The sequence below is a fragment of the Kistimonas asteriae genome (genome assembly GCF_018263925.1).
Taxonomy (GTDB): domain Bacteria; phylum Pseudomonadota; class Gammaproteobacteria; order Pseudomonadales; family Endozoicomonadaceae; genus Kistimonas; species Kistimonas asteriae.
In genome coordinates, this window is the sequence record NZ_JAEVHF010000008.1 from 172794 (window position 1) to 190963 (window position 18170).

Annotated in this window: 17 protein-coding genes; 8 read left to right on the top strand and 9 right to left on the bottom strand. The window is 50.4% G+C overall.

Annotated features, from left to right (window positions below; translation table 11 throughout):
- Positions 1 to 39 precede the first annotated feature (39 nt).
- A complete protein-coding gene (locus tag KHS78_RS11205) occupies positions 40 to 1278 on the top strand; it encodes a type IV pilus assembly protein FimV (protein ID WP_211828473.1) in 1239 nt (412 codons plus the stop codon).
- Positions 1279 to 1364: 86 nt separating this feature from the next.
- On the opposite strand, the gene KHS78_RS11210 is transcribed toward KHS78_RS11205, so the two are convergent.
- From KHS78_RS11210 to mnmA, 4 genes are all read right to left on the bottom strand, one after another.
- Positions 1365 to 2516 carry a cupin domain-containing protein gene (locus tag KHS78_RS11210; protein ID WP_211828475.1) on the bottom strand — a complete coding sequence of 384 codons (1152 nt, stop codon included), beginning with the start codon at positions 2514 to 2516 and terminating at the stop codon, positions 1365 to 1367.
- A gap of 61 nt (positions 2517 to 2577) precedes the next feature.
- Positions 2578 to 3942, bottom strand: a complete 1365-nt coding sequence (gene purB / locus KHS78_RS11215) for an adenylosuccinate lyase (RefSeq protein ID WP_211828477.1) — start codon at positions 3940 to 3942, stop codon at positions 2578 to 2580.
- Between the two features lie 146 nt (positions 3943 to 4088).
- The gene (gene hflD, locus KHS78_RS11220; RefSeq protein ID WP_211828479.1) at positions 4089 to 4715 is read right to left on the bottom strand and encodes a high frequency lysogenization protein HflD; all 627 of its coding nucleotides are present in this window, start codon (positions 4713 to 4715) and stop codon (positions 4089 to 4091) included.
- A gap of 21 nt (positions 4716 to 4736) precedes the next feature.
- Positions 4737 to 5855 carry a tRNA 2-thiouridine(34) synthase MnmA gene (mnmA, locus tag KHS78_RS11225; protein ID WP_211828481.1) on the bottom strand — a complete coding sequence of 373 codons (1119 nt, stop codon included), beginning with the start codon at positions 5853 to 5855 and terminating at the stop codon, positions 4737 to 4739.
- A gap of 343 nt (positions 5856 to 6198) precedes the next feature.
- Between mnmA and icd the strand changes: the two genes are divergently transcribed.
- On the top strand, positions 6199 to 7455 hold the full coding sequence (gene icd, locus KHS78_RS11230; protein WP_211828483.1) for an NADP-dependent isocitrate dehydrogenase: 1257 nt from the start codon (positions 6199 to 6201) through the stop codon (positions 7453 to 7455).
- Between the two features lie 71 nt (positions 7456 to 7526).
- Here icd and KHS78_RS11235 read toward each other — a convergent pair whose 3' ends face one another.
- Entirely contained in the window at positions 7527 to 7814 is a 288-nt protein-coding gene (locus tag KHS78_RS11235; RefSeq protein ID WP_211828485.1) for a cold shock domain-containing protein, read from the bottom strand.
- A gap of 197 nt (positions 7815 to 8011) precedes the next feature.
- Between KHS78_RS11235 and clpS the strand changes: the two genes are divergently transcribed.
- Positions 8012 to 8368 carry an ATP-dependent Clp protease adapter ClpS gene (gene clpS / locus KHS78_RS11240; RefSeq protein ID WP_211828487.1) on the top strand — a complete coding sequence of 119 codons (357 nt, stop codon included), beginning with the start codon at positions 8012 to 8014 and terminating at the stop codon, positions 8366 to 8368.
- A gap of 22 nt (positions 8369 to 8390) precedes the next feature.
- Positions 8391 to 10649, top strand: coding sequence for an ATP-dependent Clp protease ATP-binding subunit ClpA (gene clpA, locus KHS78_RS11245; RefSeq protein WP_211828489.1), 2259 nt, complete (start codon positions 8391 to 8393; stop codon positions 10647 to 10649).
- A 59-nt stretch (positions 10650 to 10708) separates the two neighbouring features.
- On the opposite strand, the gene infA is transcribed toward clpA, so the two are convergent.
- The 3 genes from infA to aat all read right to left on the bottom strand — a co-directional run bounded on the left by infA (position 10709) and on the right by aat (position 12431).
- Positions 10709 to 10927, bottom strand: coding sequence for a translation initiation factor IF-1 (gene infA, locus KHS78_RS11250; protein WP_211828490.1), 219 nt, complete (start codon positions 10925 to 10927; stop codon positions 10709 to 10711).
- Between the two features lie 95 nt (positions 10928 to 11022).
- Positions 11023 to 11727 carry an arginyltransferase gene (locus tag KHS78_RS11255; protein ID WP_211828492.1) on the bottom strand — a complete coding sequence of 235 codons (705 nt, stop codon included), beginning with the start codon at positions 11725 to 11727 and terminating at the stop codon, positions 11023 to 11025.
- Positions 11724 to 12431, bottom strand: coding sequence for a leucyl/phenylalanyl-tRNA--protein transferase (gene aat, locus KHS78_RS11260; RefSeq protein WP_211828494.1), 708 nt, complete (start codon positions 12429 to 12431; stop codon positions 11724 to 11726). The genes KHS78_RS11255 and aat overlap by 4 nt, the downstream gene beginning before the upstream one ends.
- A gap of 234 nt (positions 12432 to 12665) precedes the next feature.
- On the opposite strand from aat, the gene KHS78_RS11265 reads away from it, so the two are divergent.
- The 4 genes from KHS78_RS11265 to KHS78_RS11280 are packed head-to-tail and all read left to right on the top strand — an operon-like array spanning position 12666 to position 16155.
- Positions 12666 to 13322 (top strand): ABC transporter permease, encoded by a 657-nt coding sequence (locus KHS78_RS11265; protein WP_211828496.1) that lies wholly within the window; start codon positions 12666 to 12668, stop codon positions 13320 to 13322.
- Positions 13323 to 13369: 47 nt separating this feature from the next.
- The gene (locus tag KHS78_RS11270) at positions 13370 to 14491 is read left to right on the top strand and encodes an ABC transporter ATP-binding protein (protein ID WP_211828498.1); all 1122 of its coding nucleotides are present in this window, start codon (positions 13370 to 13372) and stop codon (positions 14489 to 14491) included.
- A gap of 3 nt (positions 14492 to 14494) precedes the next feature.
- Complete coding sequence (locus tag KHS78_RS11275) at positions 14495 to 15226, top strand: ABC transporter permease (RefSeq protein WP_211828500.1); 732 nt, start codon at positions 14495 to 14497, stop codon at positions 15224 to 15226.
- A gap of 47 nt (positions 15227 to 15273) precedes the next feature.
- The gene (locus tag KHS78_RS11280; RefSeq protein ID WP_211828503.1) at positions 15274 to 16155 is read left to right on the top strand and encodes a glycine betaine ABC transporter substrate-binding protein; all 882 of its coding nucleotides are present in this window, start codon (positions 15274 to 15276) and stop codon (positions 16153 to 16155) included.
- A gap of 62 nt (positions 16156 to 16217) precedes the next feature.
- Here the strand turns inward: KHS78_RS11280 and KHS78_RS11285 are convergent, their stop codons facing one another.
- Positions 16218 to 18161, bottom strand: a complete 1944-nt coding sequence (locus KHS78_RS11285) for an acetoacetate--CoA ligase (protein ID WP_343216901.1) — start codon at positions 18159 to 18161, stop codon at positions 16218 to 16220.
- Positions 18162 to 18170 lie beyond the last annotated feature (9 nt).

Here is an 18170-nt window from a genome sequence, read left to right on the forward strand (position 1 = left end):
AACAAATTTTCACGGTTCTGCCTTGCTATTCTAAATAGTATGAAAGTGGTTAGGCAAAAACCGAATACCAACATTATTAATGATTCGGGGTTAAGCGTTTATACGTTTTTCCTTGCCGTATGCCTGTTGCTTGCACCTTCCATTCATGCCGTTGAGTTTTCCGCGATTCAATTATTCTCTGGATTCAATGAGCCCCTGCATGCGGAGATTGAAGTTTCCGGTCTTGTTGATCCTGACGCACCGGTTATCGTGGATGTTGCTTCCCCGCTGGAGCATCAAAATTATGACGTTCCCTTGCAATATTTTAATGCGGCGATCAAGACCTCCTGGCAGCAGCGGACTGATGGACGTCGAATTATTCGGTTGACCAGCGAGTTGCCAGTTTCGCTTGAAAATCTGGATTTTCTGTTGATGGCAATACCGGCTGATGAAACAATTTTCATGCGCGTTCAAATCCCTATTAAGCGAAATGAGTACAGTGAGCAGGCAACCAAACCCCAATTATGGGTGCAAAATATCAGCAATAAGGCTACTGACAATCTGCCCTTAACCCGTTTTAATGAACCCTTGCCGCAGCCTAAGAAAAAAAGAATCAGGAATAAGCAAAAGATTGTTGCCGCAAAACGATTGAATCGGCTCAAGAGTACGTCGGAGCTTGCCAGAGCCAATCGGCAGGCTGATGCCAATGCCAGAGTGTTAGCTTTCACCTCCGCTGCTGATGAAATCACTTATAACCCACATTTTTCGAAACACGCGATCGCTGCTGTTCTGGATGATGAGATGGATGCCGATACAAAAGCGATATCAGCTCAACCCGCAGTGGTCATTCGTCCGAAAACTGAGAACAAGCAGTCTAATGAAAAAGAGAAGCGTGCTGATAAGGATGACAGCATCAGACTCGCCATGGGCGACAGTTTGATGGATAAATTCAATCAGCTTTTTGCTACGCAAAGCGATCAGTCAGTCAGTACTGTGGTGTTACTGGAGAGGCTATTACGATTACGCTCTCATACAGCGCTTGAAAATCAACCGCAGGATGAGCAGAAAGAACCACACGTCGCGGTAGCAATGGCATCCGTAAGTGCAGACAAGAATAGGGTTGTTGCAGACAGGTTCGACAGCATTACGATCACACCGTTTTTGAGCCGATCTCCTATATTAAGCCCTGTTGGCTTTTCCTGCTTGCTCCATCTCTTTGCTAAGCAGCAATTCTGGATTGAATCGCTGCAAAAAAGGCACTCCCTAAAAACAATATACTCAATAAATACAGAGACATAACGCGCTTATTTAAAGTCTTGTGCCGACACTCTTCTGTATTGAATTGTAGTGTGTGTGAACGTGAAGCCAGCCAATCAGCTTGCCTATTATTCTGCGGTCATTAAAACACCATTTTCAACCAGATCAGTCAGTAACGCCGTCAAAGACTCCCTCTCACTGGCTGACAGATTTTCCATATGACTTGCTGAGACGTAACGGTTATCACAAACAGCCACGACAGTTGTTTTGAGTGAAGCGGGCAATGCGTAATCTTGCCCGTTTGCGAACAAATACACGGTATCGAGATCTTCAGACTGGTACCAGGCAAGCCGTGCATCATCAGCCACCGACATTTCCGCAGTAACAGGCTCGAGGTCAGCCATGGCATTTTCAGGATATTTGGGCTCCGTCATCAGCCGACCAAACCAGCGTGCCACCTGTTCGGGATCATTGGCATATTGTTTTAATATCTCTTGCACCCGGGTTATAGCTTCAGCGGAAATTTCAGCTGGATGAGATGGAGCTTTGAGGTCTGGGTCAGCGTAACGCAGGAAATCAGATAAATGGTCGTTAAGCCAAAGCCCATAGTCACTGACAACTTCACCGTGAGAAGGGGCACGAAAGCCAACCGATACCGTCACACAATCATTGGACGTTGCAGTCCCCCAATGTGCAACACCGGGCGGAAGATAGAGCATGTCGCCCGGTTCCATGTGGAAATCCTGGTCGGTCTTGAACTCTGCCAGTATTTTCAGGTCTGGGTGCGGCAGCAGGGGGCTTCTGTCATCGCACAATTGCCCGCTTTGCCAGTGGCGGGTACCTGATGCCTGAATCAGGAAAACATCATAATTATCAAAATGCGGACCGACACCACCACCTTCGGTGGCATAGCTGATCATAATATCATCCAGGCGCCAGTCCGGGATGAAGCGGAATTCATTCAGTAGCTCCCGAACCTCAGGTACCCAGTGGTCCACGGCCTGTACCAGCAGCGTCCAGTTGTCAGGGGGAAGATCTGTGAAATCCTGTTCATTGAATGGCCCACGCTTCAATACCCATTCCTGATCACCCAACTGCCGCAGCAGCAGGCGAGATTCAACGGACTCCTCGCAGGCCAGCCCTGCCAGCTCATCAGGAGAAAGAGGGAGTGTCCAGTCTGGCAGGGCATGCTTGATCAGCAACGGTTGTTTTTGCCAGTACTGGTCAAGGAATTCATTGGCAGAAAGGTGGGCGAGTACAGGGAAGTGGGGGCGATTCATGAGAAAACCTGTCGCAGAATACAAAAAAACGCCGGCATCTGGCCGGCGCTTAGAGGCTAACTCAAACAGCCTTTGCCTGATCGGCGGCATTACCGGTATACGCTGACGGTGTCAGCGTCAGCAGTTGCGCCTTGGCATCGGCCGGGATATCCAGCTGATTGATAAAGGTCTGCATACCTTCACGGGTAATGGCTTTACCCCGGGTAAAGGCCTTCAGCTTTTCATAGGGCTCAGCAATACCATAGCGACGCATCACTGTCTGAACGGGTTCGGCAAGCACTTCCCAGGCGTTATCCAGGTCCTGTGCCAGACGTTCCCGATTGACCTCCAGCTTACTGATACCTTTCAGTGTCGCTTCATAGGCGATCAGGCTATGACCAAGACCAACGCCGAGGTTGCGAAGCACGGTGGAATCGGTGAGGTCACGCTGCCAGCGAGAAACGGGTAACTTGGTCGCCAGATGGCTCATAATGGCGTTAGCCAGCCCAAGGTTGCCTTCTGAGTTTTCAAAGTCGATCGGATTGACCTTGTGCGGCATGGTGGAAGAACCCACTTCGCCAACAATGGTCTTCTGGCGGAAGTATCCCAACGAGATATAGCCCCAGACATCCCGGTCAAAATCAATCATGATTGTATTGAACCGCGACATCGCATCGAAGAGCTCTGCAATGTAGTCATGGGGTTCAATCTGGATGGTGTAGGGGTTCAAGGTCATTCCCAGCGAGGTAATGAACTCAGACGCCTGCGCCTGCCAGTCGATCTCGGGGTAGGTGGCGTAGTGGGCGTTGTAGTTACCAACGGCACCGTTGATTTTGCCCAGTAGCTCAACGTTACGGATCTGCTTCAGCTGGCGCTCCAGGCGGTAAACAACGTTTGCCATCTCTTTGCCCAGCGTGGTGGGAGAGGCTGTCTGCCCGTGGGTGCGAGAAAGCATGGGGACATCGTGAAAATCGTGCGCCAGCGCACGAATGGCACCGCACAGCTGGGTCAGGGGCTGAAGAATCGCTTCGCGACCTGCCTGAAGCATCAGGCCATGGGACAGGTTGTTGATGTCTTCCGAGGTACAGGCAAAATGCACGAACTCAAGCGCTTTGGCCAGTTCAGCATTCTGAGTCATTTTCTCTTTCAGGAAGTATTCGACGGCTTTGACGTCATGATTGGTGGTACGCTCAAACGCTTTGACTTTCTGAGCATCGACTTCAGAGAAGTCGTCAACGATGGTATTCAATAACTGGCTGGCTTCCTCGCTGAAGGGCGGCAACTCAGTAATAGCGGGTTGCTGGCTGAGATGCTGGAGCCAGCGTACCTCGACCATGACCCGGAAGCGGATCAGGCCATATTCACTGAAAATCTCACGCAGCGGACTGGTCTTGCTGCCATAGCGGCCATCAACCGGCGAAATCGCTGTCAGTGCAGACAATTCCATCAAAACCCCCTTAATTGAAACGGTTAACCGATCATTATCGGGCAGAACCTGCCGGATAGGATCTGGGAACGGGCTGAAAAATTGCGCGGCATTTTACCTGAAAAATGCCGCGGTATCAGGTTTTGTTGCGTCGGTTACCGTTCAGGTCAGTGACCTTTGAGCAACTGGTCAATCGCGGCAAGCATTTTGTTGCGACCAAACACCAGATGCCAGCGGCGTCCGCCCACCTGTCGCCATAGGATGGCAGAGCGCATGCCGGCCAGCAGGGCAGCCCGGATTTTGTCGGCACAGGCCTGGTTCTGCAAATGCCGGATATCTCCCATGACCTGGATACGGGTCTTGAAAGTGCTGATCGTGTCCAGATAAATGCTCGCAAGGCTTGCCAGAACGTTTTCATGGGTAGGGGAGAAGTGACGAACCTGATCCCTGGCGCGGTCAATACGCTCCGAGATGGTGTTCATCATCCCCGGATTACCGCGCAATTTGCGCTCCAGATGAATCAGGGTCAGGGAATAGCGGATAGCATCGGCTTTCACGGCGTCATGATTACGTTGCAGCACATCCCTGAGGGCTCTGAGGCCTGCTGTCACATTGCCAGCGCTGCCACCGTAGACATCCGTGACGCTGTCAGGATTAGTGGCAAAGATGCTGTTAATGCAGACAGACAGTTCATGCTCAGGCACCTGGGCCGTTTTGGCAATTTTCTCTACCAGCGTGGCGGCCTGGAACAGGCCGGCCAGCGCCAGGGTACGATCAAGATCTTGTTGATTCACAGCTCCATTGGCCCCCTAACATCAACCCGAAATCATGGTTTTATGGGCAAAGCGTTGCTCGATAATGCCACCGCCAAGACAGACATCCTGATCATAGAAAACAATGGACTGGCCAGGGGTTACCGCACGCTGAGGTTCGTCGAAGAGGACATGATAGCCGCCATCCGACTTTCGTTGAAGCGTACAGGCCTGGTCAGACTGTCGATACCTGACTTTGGCCCGAAGTTTGTCAGGTGCCAGGGCAGGATCGTCATTAATCCAGTACACCGTGTCAACGGACAGGGCTTCGGAAAACAGGCCGGGATTGTCGTTCCCCTGACCGACGATGAGGACATTACGATCCAGATTTTTTTCAATGACATACCATGGCGCATCGTCAGCATTCTTAAGCCCGCCAATACCCAGCCCCTGGCGCTGGCCGATGGTGTGATACATGAGGCCGCTGTGGCGACCAATGACCTTGCCATCATCTGTTTCAATATCACCAGGCTGCGCAGGAATGTACTGTTTTAGGAAGTCGCGGAAACGACGTTCGCCGATAAAACAGATCCCCGTACTGTCTTTCTTGTTGAATGTCGCCAACTGGTGTTGTTCGGCAATGGCTCGAACCTCATGTTTTTCCAGCTCTCCGACCGGGAACAGGCTGCGTGACAGTTCATGTTCGCCTACCGCATGCAGGAAATAGCTTTGATCCTTGTTATTATCCAGCCCTTTCAACAGCAGGGTATGTCCGTCGCGGTCTGCGCGGCGCACATAATGACCGGTTGCAATGGCGTCAGCACCCAGTTCAAGTGCATAATCGAGAAAGGCTCTGAACTTGATTTCCCGGTTACAGAGAATATCGGGATTAGGGGTGCGCCCGGCACGGTATTCTGACAGGAAATGTTCAAAGACATTATCCCAGTATTCAGCGGCAAAATTGGCCTTGTGAAGATGGATGCCGAGCCGGTCACAGACTGCCTGGGCATCGGCCAGATCCTGGCGGGCAGTGCAGTATTCCGTGTCATCGTCTTCTTCCCAGTTCTTCATGAACAGGCCTTCTACCTGATAGCCCTGCTGCATGAGCAGAAGCGCTGAAACTGAGGAATCGACACCGCCGGACATGCCAACGATCACACGGGTGTGCGCGTTATCGGTCATAAGAGTGAAAACTAGTTAGAGGTTAAACAGGGCGTCAATTGTAATGATGCAGCCCCGTACGTCCAGCGCCAAAGCCCAGACGGCCAGAAATGTAGCTATAATTTAGGCGTATAACGAAGCTCTGGCGTGGTATGTACGCATTTCTGTAACAAAACTACATTTATTCTTGGCGTGCTTTGGTATATCTTATTCCGCCAAACAGCCATGAGCGATAAATGACGAGAGGGCAGTAGCCGATTCAAGCCTTCGTCAACACCGCAGTTAATGTAGCAAAACTACAAGAACAGGTAGGCTGCCGGTTATCGCCAGCGGCATAAAAAAGGTCCAGATTACGGAGTAGATAATGGGATATCAGAAGATCAAAGTTCCGAAAGATGGTGACAAAATCACTGTAAATGCCGATCTCTCCCTCAATGTTCCCAATCATCCGGTTATCCCATACATCGAAGGCGATGGCATCGGTATTGATGTAACGCCAGCCATGTTGAAGGTGGTTGATGCTGCAGTAGAAAAAGCCTATGGCTCAAGCCGGTCCATTGTCTGGATGGAAGTGTTCTCCGGTGAAAAGGCCGTGGAAGTCTATGGCGATGATGTCTGGCTGCCAGAAGAAACTCTTGAAGCCATGCGTGAGTACAGCGTCGGTATCAAGGGACCGCTGACAACGCCGGTTGGGGGTGGTATCCGCTCATTGAATGTCGCATTGCGTCAGGAACTGGATCTGTATGCCTGTATCCGTCCCGTGCGCTGGTTCAAAGGGGTCCCCAGCCCGGTCACTGCACCAGAGAAAACGGACATGGTTATCTTCCGTGAGAATTCGGAAGATATTTACGCGGGTATTGAGTGGCAGGCTGACAGTCCGGAAGCGAAAAAGATCATCCGCTTCCTCAAGGAAGAAATGGGCGTTGAGAAAATCCGTTTTGACCAAGGGTGTGGTATTGGGATCAAACCTGTTTCCAAAGAAGGCACACAACGCCTGGTCCGAAAAGCCATCCAGTTTGCCATCGATAATGACAAGCCATCTGTGACCTTGGTTCACAAAGGCAACATCATGAAGTACACCGAAGGTGCGTTTAAAGAGTGGGGCTATGAGCTGGCTCGGGAACGCTTTGGTGCTGAGCTGCTCGATGGTGGCCCATGGCACAAGCTGGTTAACCCTAAAACTGGCAATGAAATCATCATTAAGGATGTGATTGCTGACGCCTTCCTTCAGCAGATCCTGATGCGCCCTGATGAGTACAGTGTTATTGCAACGCTGAACCTGAACGGGGATTACATCTCTGACGCTCTGGCGGCTGAGGTTGGTGGAATCGGTATTGCTCCTGGCGCCAATATTGGTGGCAGTGTTGCGATTTTTGAAGCAACACACGGTACTGCCCCAAAATATGCCGGTCAGGATAAAGTGAATCCTGGATCACTGATTCTTTCAGCAGAGATGATGGTTCGCCACCTGGGCTGGCTTGAAGCGGCTGATTTGATCCTGAAAGGGGTTGAAGGTGCGATTGAAGCCAAAACGGTTACTTATGACTTTGAACGCTTGATGCCTGATGCAACATTGCTGAAGTGTTCTGAATTTGCGGATGCGATCATCAAGAATATGTAAGATAGCCTCTCATATAAAAAAGCCCGTCATTGTGACGGGCTTTTTTGTTTTAGTGTGTTTTTATTTTTGATTCATGGTTCTGTAACGGGGATACCGGTTGGAATGGCTTGATCGGTATTGTTACTATCGGATTCGTCGCTGGCTAATTGATCTTGCGGCATGGAGATATTGACGGCATGCAGCCCTTTGGGGCCTTGGATGATATCGTAGGTGACGACTTGGCCAGCTTTCAGGGTTTTATAACCATCCATCTTGATGGAAGAGTAGTGAACGAAAAGGTCTTCCCCATTACTGCCTTCACCCAGGATAAACCCGTACCCTTTTGCATTATTAAACCACTTTACTGTACCTGTCGGCATCCTTCAGTCCCTCTATTCACTGCTTGTTATTTCTTTTGAGTGGATGTTTTTGTTCGTTTTTAGTTGTATGAAACCGCGTCCATGGGTTAAAACAAGTGTTAGACATGCCATCAATGCTGTCAAGTATTCGTCAGCCAACATGGTACTATAGCGGTTAAGAAAACACTTTATCTGGCATTATGTTGACAACGCATTTCATGAGTAGCATTGAACGAATTCTACTATCCTTAGAGAAAGAAAATCATCAGTATGATGATGAGGGTAGTGTTGCCGTAGCCCCGGTGAAGCCGAAGCTTGCACCCCCGCCGATGTACAAGGTCATACTGGTTAACGATGACTACACCCCGATGGACTTCGTGATCGAAGTTCTCGAATCCTTCTTCAACTTGTCCAGGGAAAAGGCGACACAAGTTATGTTGACAGTACATACTCAGGGACAGGCAGTATGCGGCGTCTTCACAAAGGATATTGCCGAAACCAAGGCCGAGCAGGTCAATCGTTTTTCGCGGGAGCATCAGCACCCTCTGCTTTGCAAAATCGAAAAAAACAGTTGAACAGCGTTGGTCGGGTACGAATATGCTCAACAAAGATCTAGAACAGACACTGAACAGCGCATTCAAGGAAGCCAGAACCAAGCGTCATGAGTTCATGACGGTTGAACACCTGCTTCTTGCGCTTATTGACAACAAGTCAGCCAATGATGTCCTGGAAGCGTGTGGTGCAAACTTGGAAAAGCTTCGCAATGATCTTTCCCATTTTGTTGATTCAACCACACCACTGATTCCTGGTAGCGACGATGAGCGGGAAACCCAGCCAACCCTGGGCTTCCAGCGCGTATTGCAGCGGGCGGTCTTTCATGTCCAGAGTTCTGGCAAGAAAGAGGTGACTGGAGCAAATGTCCTGGTTGCGATTTTTAGTGAACAGGAAAGCCAGGCCGTTTATTTCCTGAAACAACAGGAAATCGTCCGTATCGATGTGGTCAACTACATTGCTCATGGTATTTCCAAGGTGCCAGGCCATCAGAGCCAGGACATGGAAGGGCATGAGCTGCAGGAAGACGCATCAACCAGTGATGATTCAGCTGGCAGCAAACCCCTTGAGGCTTATACGACCAATCTCAACGAGCTGGCCATGAAGGGTAAGATTGACCCGTTGGTTGGTCGGGACAGTGAGCTTGAGAGAGTCGGTCAAATCTTGAGTCGTCGCCGTAAAAACAACCCCTTGCTGGTCGGTGAGGCTGGTGTTGGTAAGACGGCCATTGCGGAAGGGTTAGCCAAAAAGATTGTTGATGGCGAAGTCCCGGATATTCTTGCGGATTCAACAGTCTATTCACTTGACCTGGGTGCCTTGCTTGCAGGAACCAAGTACCGCGGTGACTTTGAAAAACGTTTCAAGCATTTGCTGTCAGAATTGAAGAAAACGGAAGGTGCCGTCCTGTTTATTGATGAGATTCACACGATCATTGGAGCAGGTGCTGCATCCGGTGGTGTGATGGACGCGTCGAACCTGCTTAAGCCACTGCTGACCAGTGGTGACTTGCGCTGTATAGGTTCAACAACGTTCCAGGAGTTTCGGGGCATTTTTGAAAAGGACAGAGCGCTGGCCCGTCGTTTCCAGAAGGTGGATATCGATGAACCGGACGTAGACGACACCTATACGATTCTGTTGGGGCTCAAGAAGAAGTTTGAAGAGCACCACAAGATCAAGTACAAGAATGAAGCACTGCGCGCTGCAGCCGAATTGGCTGAGCGCTATATCAATGACCGGCATATGCCGGACAAGGCTATTGATGTCATTGATGAAGCGGGTGCCTATCAACGGCTTCAAAAAGAAAGCAAGCGTAAGAAGACGATTGGTCTTGATGAAATTGAATCCATTGTTGCCAAAATGGCGCGGATTCCCCCCAAGTCAGTGTCGTCGTCTGATAAAGAGCTGCTTGAGAAGCTCCCCAGGAATATGCGGCTCACTATCTTTGGTCAAGATGAATCCATTGATGCACTGACGACCAATATACGGCTTTCCCGTGCAGGCCTGAAAGCGCCAGAAAAACCGGTGGGCTGTTTCCTGTTTGCAGGTCCTACGGGTGTCGGTAAAACCGAAGTCTGTCGTCAGCTTGCCAAGTCGCTTGGTATTGAGCTGGTGAGATTTGATATGTCAGAGTACATGGAATCTCATACTGTATCCCGTTTGATCGGTGCACCGCCAGGTTATGTGGGTTTTGACCAGGGTGGTCTTTTAACTGAAGCGATTAACAAAACGCCACACTGTGTGTTGTTGCTGGATGAGATTGAAAAAGGCCATCCTGATGTGTTTAACCTGCTCCTGCAGGTTATGGACCATGGCACCTTAACGGATAACAATGGGCGCAAGGCTGACTTCCGTAATGTCATTCTCATCATGACAACCAATGCCGGTGCAGAGAATATGAGCCGAAGTTCCATTGGCTTCACGACGCAAGATCATTCTATCGACGGAGGGGATGCAATCAAGAAGACCTTCACGCCTGAGTTCAGAAACCGTCTTGATTCAGTGATTCAGTTCAAGCCCCTGAGTCCGGAAGTCATCACGCATGTCGTTGATAAACAACTGACGGAACTGCAGTCGCAGCTGGATGACAAGAAGGTTCAGCTTGATGTGAATGATGATGTTCGCAAGTGGCTGGCGGAAAGAGGCTATGACCGTCTGATGGGCGCACGCCCAATGGCTCGTCTCATTCAGGATCAACTCAAGAAGCCTATGGCCGAAGCAATTTTGTTCGGTGATCTGGTGAAGGGTGGAACACTGAAAGTCAGCTTGAAGGATGATGAGTTGGTTTTTGAAACAGAGTCTGGCTGAAGACTTTTTACTCTCATTTTCTCAGGGAGGGCGCACCCTCCCTGCGAAAAGACTCTCAATCAACGCGCGCGGTAAACGATACGCCCCTTAGTCAGATCGTAGGGGGTTAGTTCTACACGAACTTTGTCACCGGTCAGAATACGGATGTAATTCTTGCGCATTTTTCCGGAAATATGGGCTGTAATCACGTGACCGTTTTCCAGCTCTACACGGAACATAGTGTTGGGAAGAGTGTCAACAATAACCCCTTCCATTTCAAACGAGTCTTCTTTTGCCATTCGGCGTCTTCCTCAGTGAATAAAAAGTCAGCAATGAGATCGTAAATTGGCGTGCATTCTGCCCTAAAACCCTTCCTGAATCAAAGCCAACGGTGTCATGGATGCTGCCAAACACCGTTCATATAACGCTCTTGTGGGGAATAGGATGCTTTGTATGCCATTTTAGAACAGTTCTGTATCCAGTACCCGAGATACAGATAGTTCTGCTGTTCTGAAAAACTTTCTTCAATCTGCCACAGAATGCAAAAAGTACCAAGGCTTCGGGCACTTTGCTCAGGATCAAAGAATGTGTAAATGGCCGACAGGCCATTAGGCAGATGATCAGCAACCGCTACAGCCATCAGTCGCTCATCTTTTCGAAACTCATAAAACCGCGTAAAGCCATCACCCTTACAGAGAAAGTCTAAAAACTGTCTGGGTGAAGGAGGGAACATATCACCATCCGCATGTCGCTCCCTGATATAGCGCCGGTAAAGGCGATATCGCTCCCTGGTAAATGTTGGTGCGGTGCATTGTACTGAAAGGTCCTGATTTTTGTTCCAGATTCGTCGTTGACCCTTACTTCGCTTGAACGCTTTGACTAATACCCTGACAGGCGTGCACGCATTACAGGTTGCGCAATAGGGGCGGTAATAATGAGAACCACTGCGCCTGAAACCGTTATCAGCCAATAAACCAGACAGCTGATGGTTAACAGGTGCGTCAGGATCGAGGAACAATGTTGTTGCCTTTTGATCCGTCAAATAGCTGCAATCATGTGCAGGGGTAGCGAAAAATCGTAATTGTTGTTCTTGGCTCATAGTATTTTTGAGCAGAGTGAGTCTGTGGTGAGCGCACCAGCAGAAGTACTTGTTAATAATGGCTGAATACGCTCAATGAAAGATTTGCGAGACACCAATTGTGCCCCAAGACTTTCCAGGTGGTGAGTGTGAACCTGACAATCAACGACATCAAACAGTGCAGTTTGCAGTAGTACAATAAGCGCAAGCTTCGACGTATTGGACTCCCGGCTGAACATGGACTCACCAAAAAACACCCGTCCCATGGCAACGCCATATAGTCCGCCAACCAATGAATCATCAGACCATACCTCAATGGAGTGAGCATAACCCGCCTTGTACAAATCAATATAGGCTGACTGCATATCCTCCGTAATCCAGGTGCCTTCATGCTTTTTCCGGATCTCTGCACATGCCTGAATGACTTCTGCGAAAGACTGGTTAGCCGTTAGCCGGAAACGCTCTCCGTTACGTTGCTGACGCAGCAGCTTACGCATGCTCTTCGATATCCGAAGAGTCTCTGGTGTCAAAATCATTCGGGGATCGGGTGACCACCATAAAATCGGTTGATCATCACTGAACCAGGGGAAAATGCCTTGCCGGTATGCACTTGCGAGGGTATCCACGGACAGGTTGCCACCGGCGCACAGTAAACCATCCGGCTCCTTCAACGCATGTTCAACAGGGGGGAATTCAGGGTTCAGGTTATCCAGCCACGGGATCATGAACTGCGTACTCTAATATTGTCTCTCTATACGATAACGTGTTCCACCAAGGTTTCGTCAAGTCCGTCAGGGTTCGGTCATTACCCATTATGTTTGATGAAATGCGAAGTTATGATGCACCCTTTTTCTCGCTGCGGCCATTCGGGGCCCGCAATTCAATGAGCCAATCCGCAGGATTACTTGGCTCTTCTGTTGCTTAAACAGTCACAAATTCTAGCCAGGAGGCATCCGAGCATGGAGTTGTTGACCTTCATTGTCGAAAATCTGAACCTGATCGCCGTTCGAACTGCCGAGCACATCGCACTGGTTGGCGTTGCTGTCGGACTGGCGATCATCACCGGTGTGCCGATTGGCATTGCCATCACCCAGAATCAGCGTGCAGCGAATGTTGTACTGTACCTGGCGTCTGTGATTATCACGATTCCATCCATTGCACTTTTTGGTGTGATGATGCCGGTACTGTCCCTGTTTGGTCAGGGTATCGGCTACGTCCCTGCGGTCATCGCTGTGCTGCTGTACTCCCAACTGCCGATCATCCGCAACACCTATACCGCCATTAATAATGTGGATCCGTCGCTCAGGGAAGCAGCCAAAGGGATTGGCATGACGACCTTTCAGCGTCTTGCCCGGGTAGAAATCCCGCTGGCAACGCCTGTCATTATGGCGGGTGTACGCACGGCTGTTGTCATGAATATCGGGGTCATGGCCATTGCAACGTATATTGGTGCCGGAGGACTGGGCACGTTCATCAGCCGAGGTATCACCATGACAGACCCGCGCCAACTGATTACCGGTGCGCTGGCTGTCAGCTTACTGGCCATTGTCGTGGATTATGGGTTATTGCGCCTCGAGCGCCGACTGACACCGCCAGGCCTGCTGAAAGCCGCCTGACGTCCTGACAGATTCTCACGCTTACAACGCTTCACTCTCCAGGCAATATGATTAGAACAGACAAACTCACAAAAATTTTTGATACCAGCGAAGGCACCGTCACCGCGGCCGACCAGATCAGCATGGAAGTACCGGAAGGGGAGATCTGTGTCCTGCTCGGGCCGTCCGGCTGTGGCAAAACCACAACGCTGAAGATGATCAACCGCATCATTGATCCAACCTCCGGAAGAGTTTTCATCAACGGTGAAGACACGACCGACCTCGACACCGTCACCCTGCGTCGCCAGATTGGCTACGTCATTCAACAGACCGGTCTGTTCCCGAACATGACCATCGAAGAAAACATCTGCGTTGTTCCCAGGATGCTGGGCTGGGCACCGGATAAGATGGCAGAGCGGGCAGAGGAGCTGCTCGACCTGGTTGGCCTGGATCCTCGGGTGTTCATGCAGCGCTATCCTAATGAGCTCTCAGGCGGTCAGCAGCAGCGGGTCGGTGTGATCCGGGCGCTGGCGGCAAACCCACCGGTCATGCTGATGGATGAACCCTTTGGCGCTATCGACCCGATCAACCGGGAAGTGATTCAGGATGAGTTCCTCCGGATGCAGAAGGAACTGAAGAAAACCGTCCTGTTTGTTAGCCACGATATTGATGAAGCGGTCAAAATGGCGGATCGTATTGCCATATTCCGCGGTGGCAAACTGATCCAGTTTGATACACCGGATCATATCCTGGCCCATCCCATCAACAAGTTTGTGGCTGACTTTGTTGGTGATGACCGCACATTGAAACGACTGCAATTGGTCAGGGTGCATGAAGTCATGGAGACGCGCCCGGCGTCCGTCAAGCCTCACGACTCTGTCCAGCAAGCGATCCAGATCATGGAAGAGTGTGGTCATGGTTGTGTGATACTCGTCAATGAGCAGGAAGCACCTATTGGCATCGTTGAACGCAAGATGGTTGAAGGCTTGAAAGGCACCTGTGGCGAACATCACGAAGGCCTCAAAGCAGTGATTTCCGTTGATGACAACCTCCGCAAAGTAGCGTCCCTGTTATATAAACATGATGCAACTTGGTTGCCCTGTGTCGATGAGACGGGACGATTTCGGGGGGAAATTACCCAACGGGGTATTACTCACCACCTGGGTATGACGTATCGGAACGGAGGTTAATGGATGAAACGGAGACCTCTCGAAAGAATAGGGCGGGTCACGCTGTTACTTGCCGTCTTTGCATTGGGGGTAGCCTGCCAGCGTACCGGTTTGCTGGACGATATCCTTTATTACACCGAGGACATCCTGTACCTGAGTCAGCAACATCTGGTGCTGACGCTTATTTCAGGGGGCATGGCCATTCTTGTCGGTGTTCCCTTGGGGGTCTGGTTAAGCCGGCCGGGAAACCGTGCACGCTCTCAAACCTGGATGCAGGTGCTGAATATCGGCGGTACAGTGCCAACACTGGCGCTGCTGGCCTTATCGATGAGTTTTCTGGGTATTGGCGCAAAACCCGCTGTCTTTGGCCTGTTTGTCGCGACCTTGTTGCCGATCGTTCGCAATACCTGGTCGGGCCTTATGGATGTTCCCCCGCACATGATTGAGGCGGCGGAAGGGATTGGTATGTCACCCATGCAGGTGCTGTTGCGTGTTGAAGTACCCAATGCTCTGTTCGTGATTTATGCCGGTATCCGTACTGCCCTGTCGATCAATATCGGTACAGTGCCCCTGGCGTTTTTGATTGGTGGCGGCGGACTGGGTGAATTGATCTTTACCGGTATCGATCTCTATGAACCGGGCATGATGCTGGCCGGCGCCATCCCCACGGCGATATTGGCCGTACTGGTTGATATGTTCATGACGTCTGTCACCTATATCACGGTGCCCAGAGGCGTCAATCCACTGCGAGCCTGATGCAAATCAGGCCTTATCCCTAACAATCCTATCCGGAAGGAGTTTTGATGCTCAGACAAGTTGTGAGCCTGATTACCATTGTTTTTTCACTGAATGTGTTTGCCAGTGCCGATGAGATTGTGGTTGGCGGTAAAGGGTATACCGAGCAGCGACTGCTGGCTGAAGTGACCGCCCAGTACCTGAAGGCGAATGGATTTGATGTTGACAAGAAAGTCGGACTCGGCAGCGCCGTGCTGCGACAGGCGCTTGAAAACCAGCAAATCAGTTTGAACTGGGATTATGTCTCCACAGGGCTGCGTAACTACCACAAAGTCAATGACATGCTGGATGCCGATACCGCCTACCAGACCCTGCGAACCCTGGATGTAAAAAATGGCATTGAATGGCTGACACCCTCAAAAGCAAACAATACCTACGCTATTGCCATGCGCGAGGACGATGCCGAACGGCTTAACATCCGGACGATCAGTGACCTGGTCAGTGCCTTGAAGTCCGGTGAAAAACTGATGATGGGCACCAATGTTGAATTCTATGCCCGTAAGCAGGATGGCTTTCCTGCCCTGCAAAAAGTCTATCAGTTCAGGGTGCCTCGTTCAGCCATTCGTCGTATGGATAGTGGTCTGGTCTATAGCGCGCTACAGAAAGGGCAGGTTGATTTCGCTTCCGTCTTTGCCACTGATGGACGCATCAAGGCTTTCGGCTTCCGGGTGCTGGAAGATGACCAAAACTTCTTTATGTCTTTTGCCATTACACCTGTTGTACGCTCAGAAGTACTGCAACAGAATCCGGGACTGGAAACATTGCTCAATACACTCGCCAGTCAATTGAATGATGCCGTTATGGTTGATTTGAATTCCAGGATTGATGTTGACCGTGAAACCGTTGAGCAGGTGGCGACGGATTTCCTGAAAGAGCGACAGTTGATCTGATCGTTAGATAAAAACACCAAAGAAGGAATGAGGAGTCTCATTCCTTCTTTTTTATCAGTACGTTATAGAATGTTTTTGAAGTGTTCCAGCGACTCTGGATTGATCAATGCATCGGTATTATTAACAGTTTCTCCGTTAATGGTTGCCTTCACTGCCAATTCACTGAGTTTCCCGCTGACGGTTCTTGGCAGGTCTGCCACCTGAAGAATTTTTGCCGGCACATGGCGAGGTGTGGTATTGGCACGAATTGTTTTCCTGATAAACGATTCCAGGGATTCATCCAACGTCTGATCACCTGAAAGACGGACAAACAAAACAACCTTTTCATCGCCATCTTCAAGATGCCCAACGGCAAGGCTTTCCTGAATCTCCGGGATTTTTTCAACCTGACGATAAATCTCTGCCGTGCCGATACGGACACCACCTGGGTTGAGTACCGCATCAGAGCGTCCAAAAATAATCACACCATCTTCTGCGGTGAGTTCACCGTAATCACCATGCGACCAGAGACCTGGATGGGTCTCGAAATAGGCTTTGCGATATTTTTTACCGTCGGGATCATTCCAGAAGCTGACCGGCATCGAAGGGAAACTGTTCCTGCAAACCAACTCTCCCTTTTGTTCCTTTAGTACGTCACCCTGACCACTGATGAACTGCACATCCATGCCCAACCCCCGACACTGCAGTTGCCCCCGGTAGACAGGCCGGATCGGACACCCCAAGGCAAAGCAGGAAACGATATCCGTTCCGCCAGAGATAGAGGCAAGGTTAATATCAGGTGAAATGGCATCGTAAACAAAATCAAAACTCTCATGCAGCAGGGGAGACCCCGTCGATAAAATGCGCTGCAATGCCGAGAGGTTGTGATGATCAGACGGGCGATAACCGGCTTTTTCAAGCGCGGCAATATACCGTGCGCTGGTGCCGAATACAGAGACTTGCTCCTGCTCAATAATCCGCCACAAGGCATCGGGACCGGGATGGAACGGAGAACCATCATAGAGCACCACGGTTGCGCCCGTCATCAGGGCACTGGCTTGCCAGTTCCACATCATCCAGCCGCAGGTGGTGAAATAAAACAGAATATCGCTATGCCCAATATCGGTGTGGAGGCTCAACTCTTTGGCATGCTGGAGGAGGGTGCCGCCATGGCCATGTACGATACACTTGGGTGCCCCCGTAGTGCCGGAAGAATACAGTATGTAGAGCGGGTGATTGAATGCGACCGGTTCAAAATGAAGGCTGTCGGCCTCGTTATCAATGAACGTGCCATAGCGCATAAAACCCGCTTCCGTGATGCTCTCAGTTTCGCCATTTAAAAACGGAATCACGACCACGTTCTGCAATGACGGGATAGCCTCTTCCAGCGCTTTGAGGCGTTCCAGCGTATCAATGGTTTTGGCATTGTAGAAGTAACCATCTGCAGCGATCAGTAATTTAGGGTTGATCTGACCAAATCGGTCAAGCACGCCATGAAAACCAAAGTCTGGCGAACAGGATGACCAGATGGCGCCGAGACTGGTGGTGGCCAGCATCATCACGACAGTTTCGATGCAGTTCGGCAACAAACCTGCTACGCGGTCACCTTTATCAATCCCAGCGCGTCTCAGTGCTTCAGCAGCACGGGCAACCTGCAGGTAGAGATCCGCATGGCTGACAGCTTGGCGTTCACCATCTTCACGACAAAACACCAGGGCCGATTTTTCATCCCTGCTGCGCAGCAGGTGTTCGGCATAGTTCAGTGTGGCTCCCTCGAACCACCTGGTATCAGGCAATGCTTCGGCATCAACAAAAATCTGCTGAGCGGGCTGGGAAAAATGAATATCCTGGTACTCCACGAGGAATGCCCAGAATTTAGAACTGTTAGCCACACTCCATTGATACAGCGTGTCATAGTTATTGTGATCCGTACCAAAGCGCTCATTCACCGCTAATATGAAACGCCACAGGGCTGAGGCGCGAATCTGCTCTTCAGAAGGTGACCAGAGAGGGGTATTCATTGTCATTATCGTCCG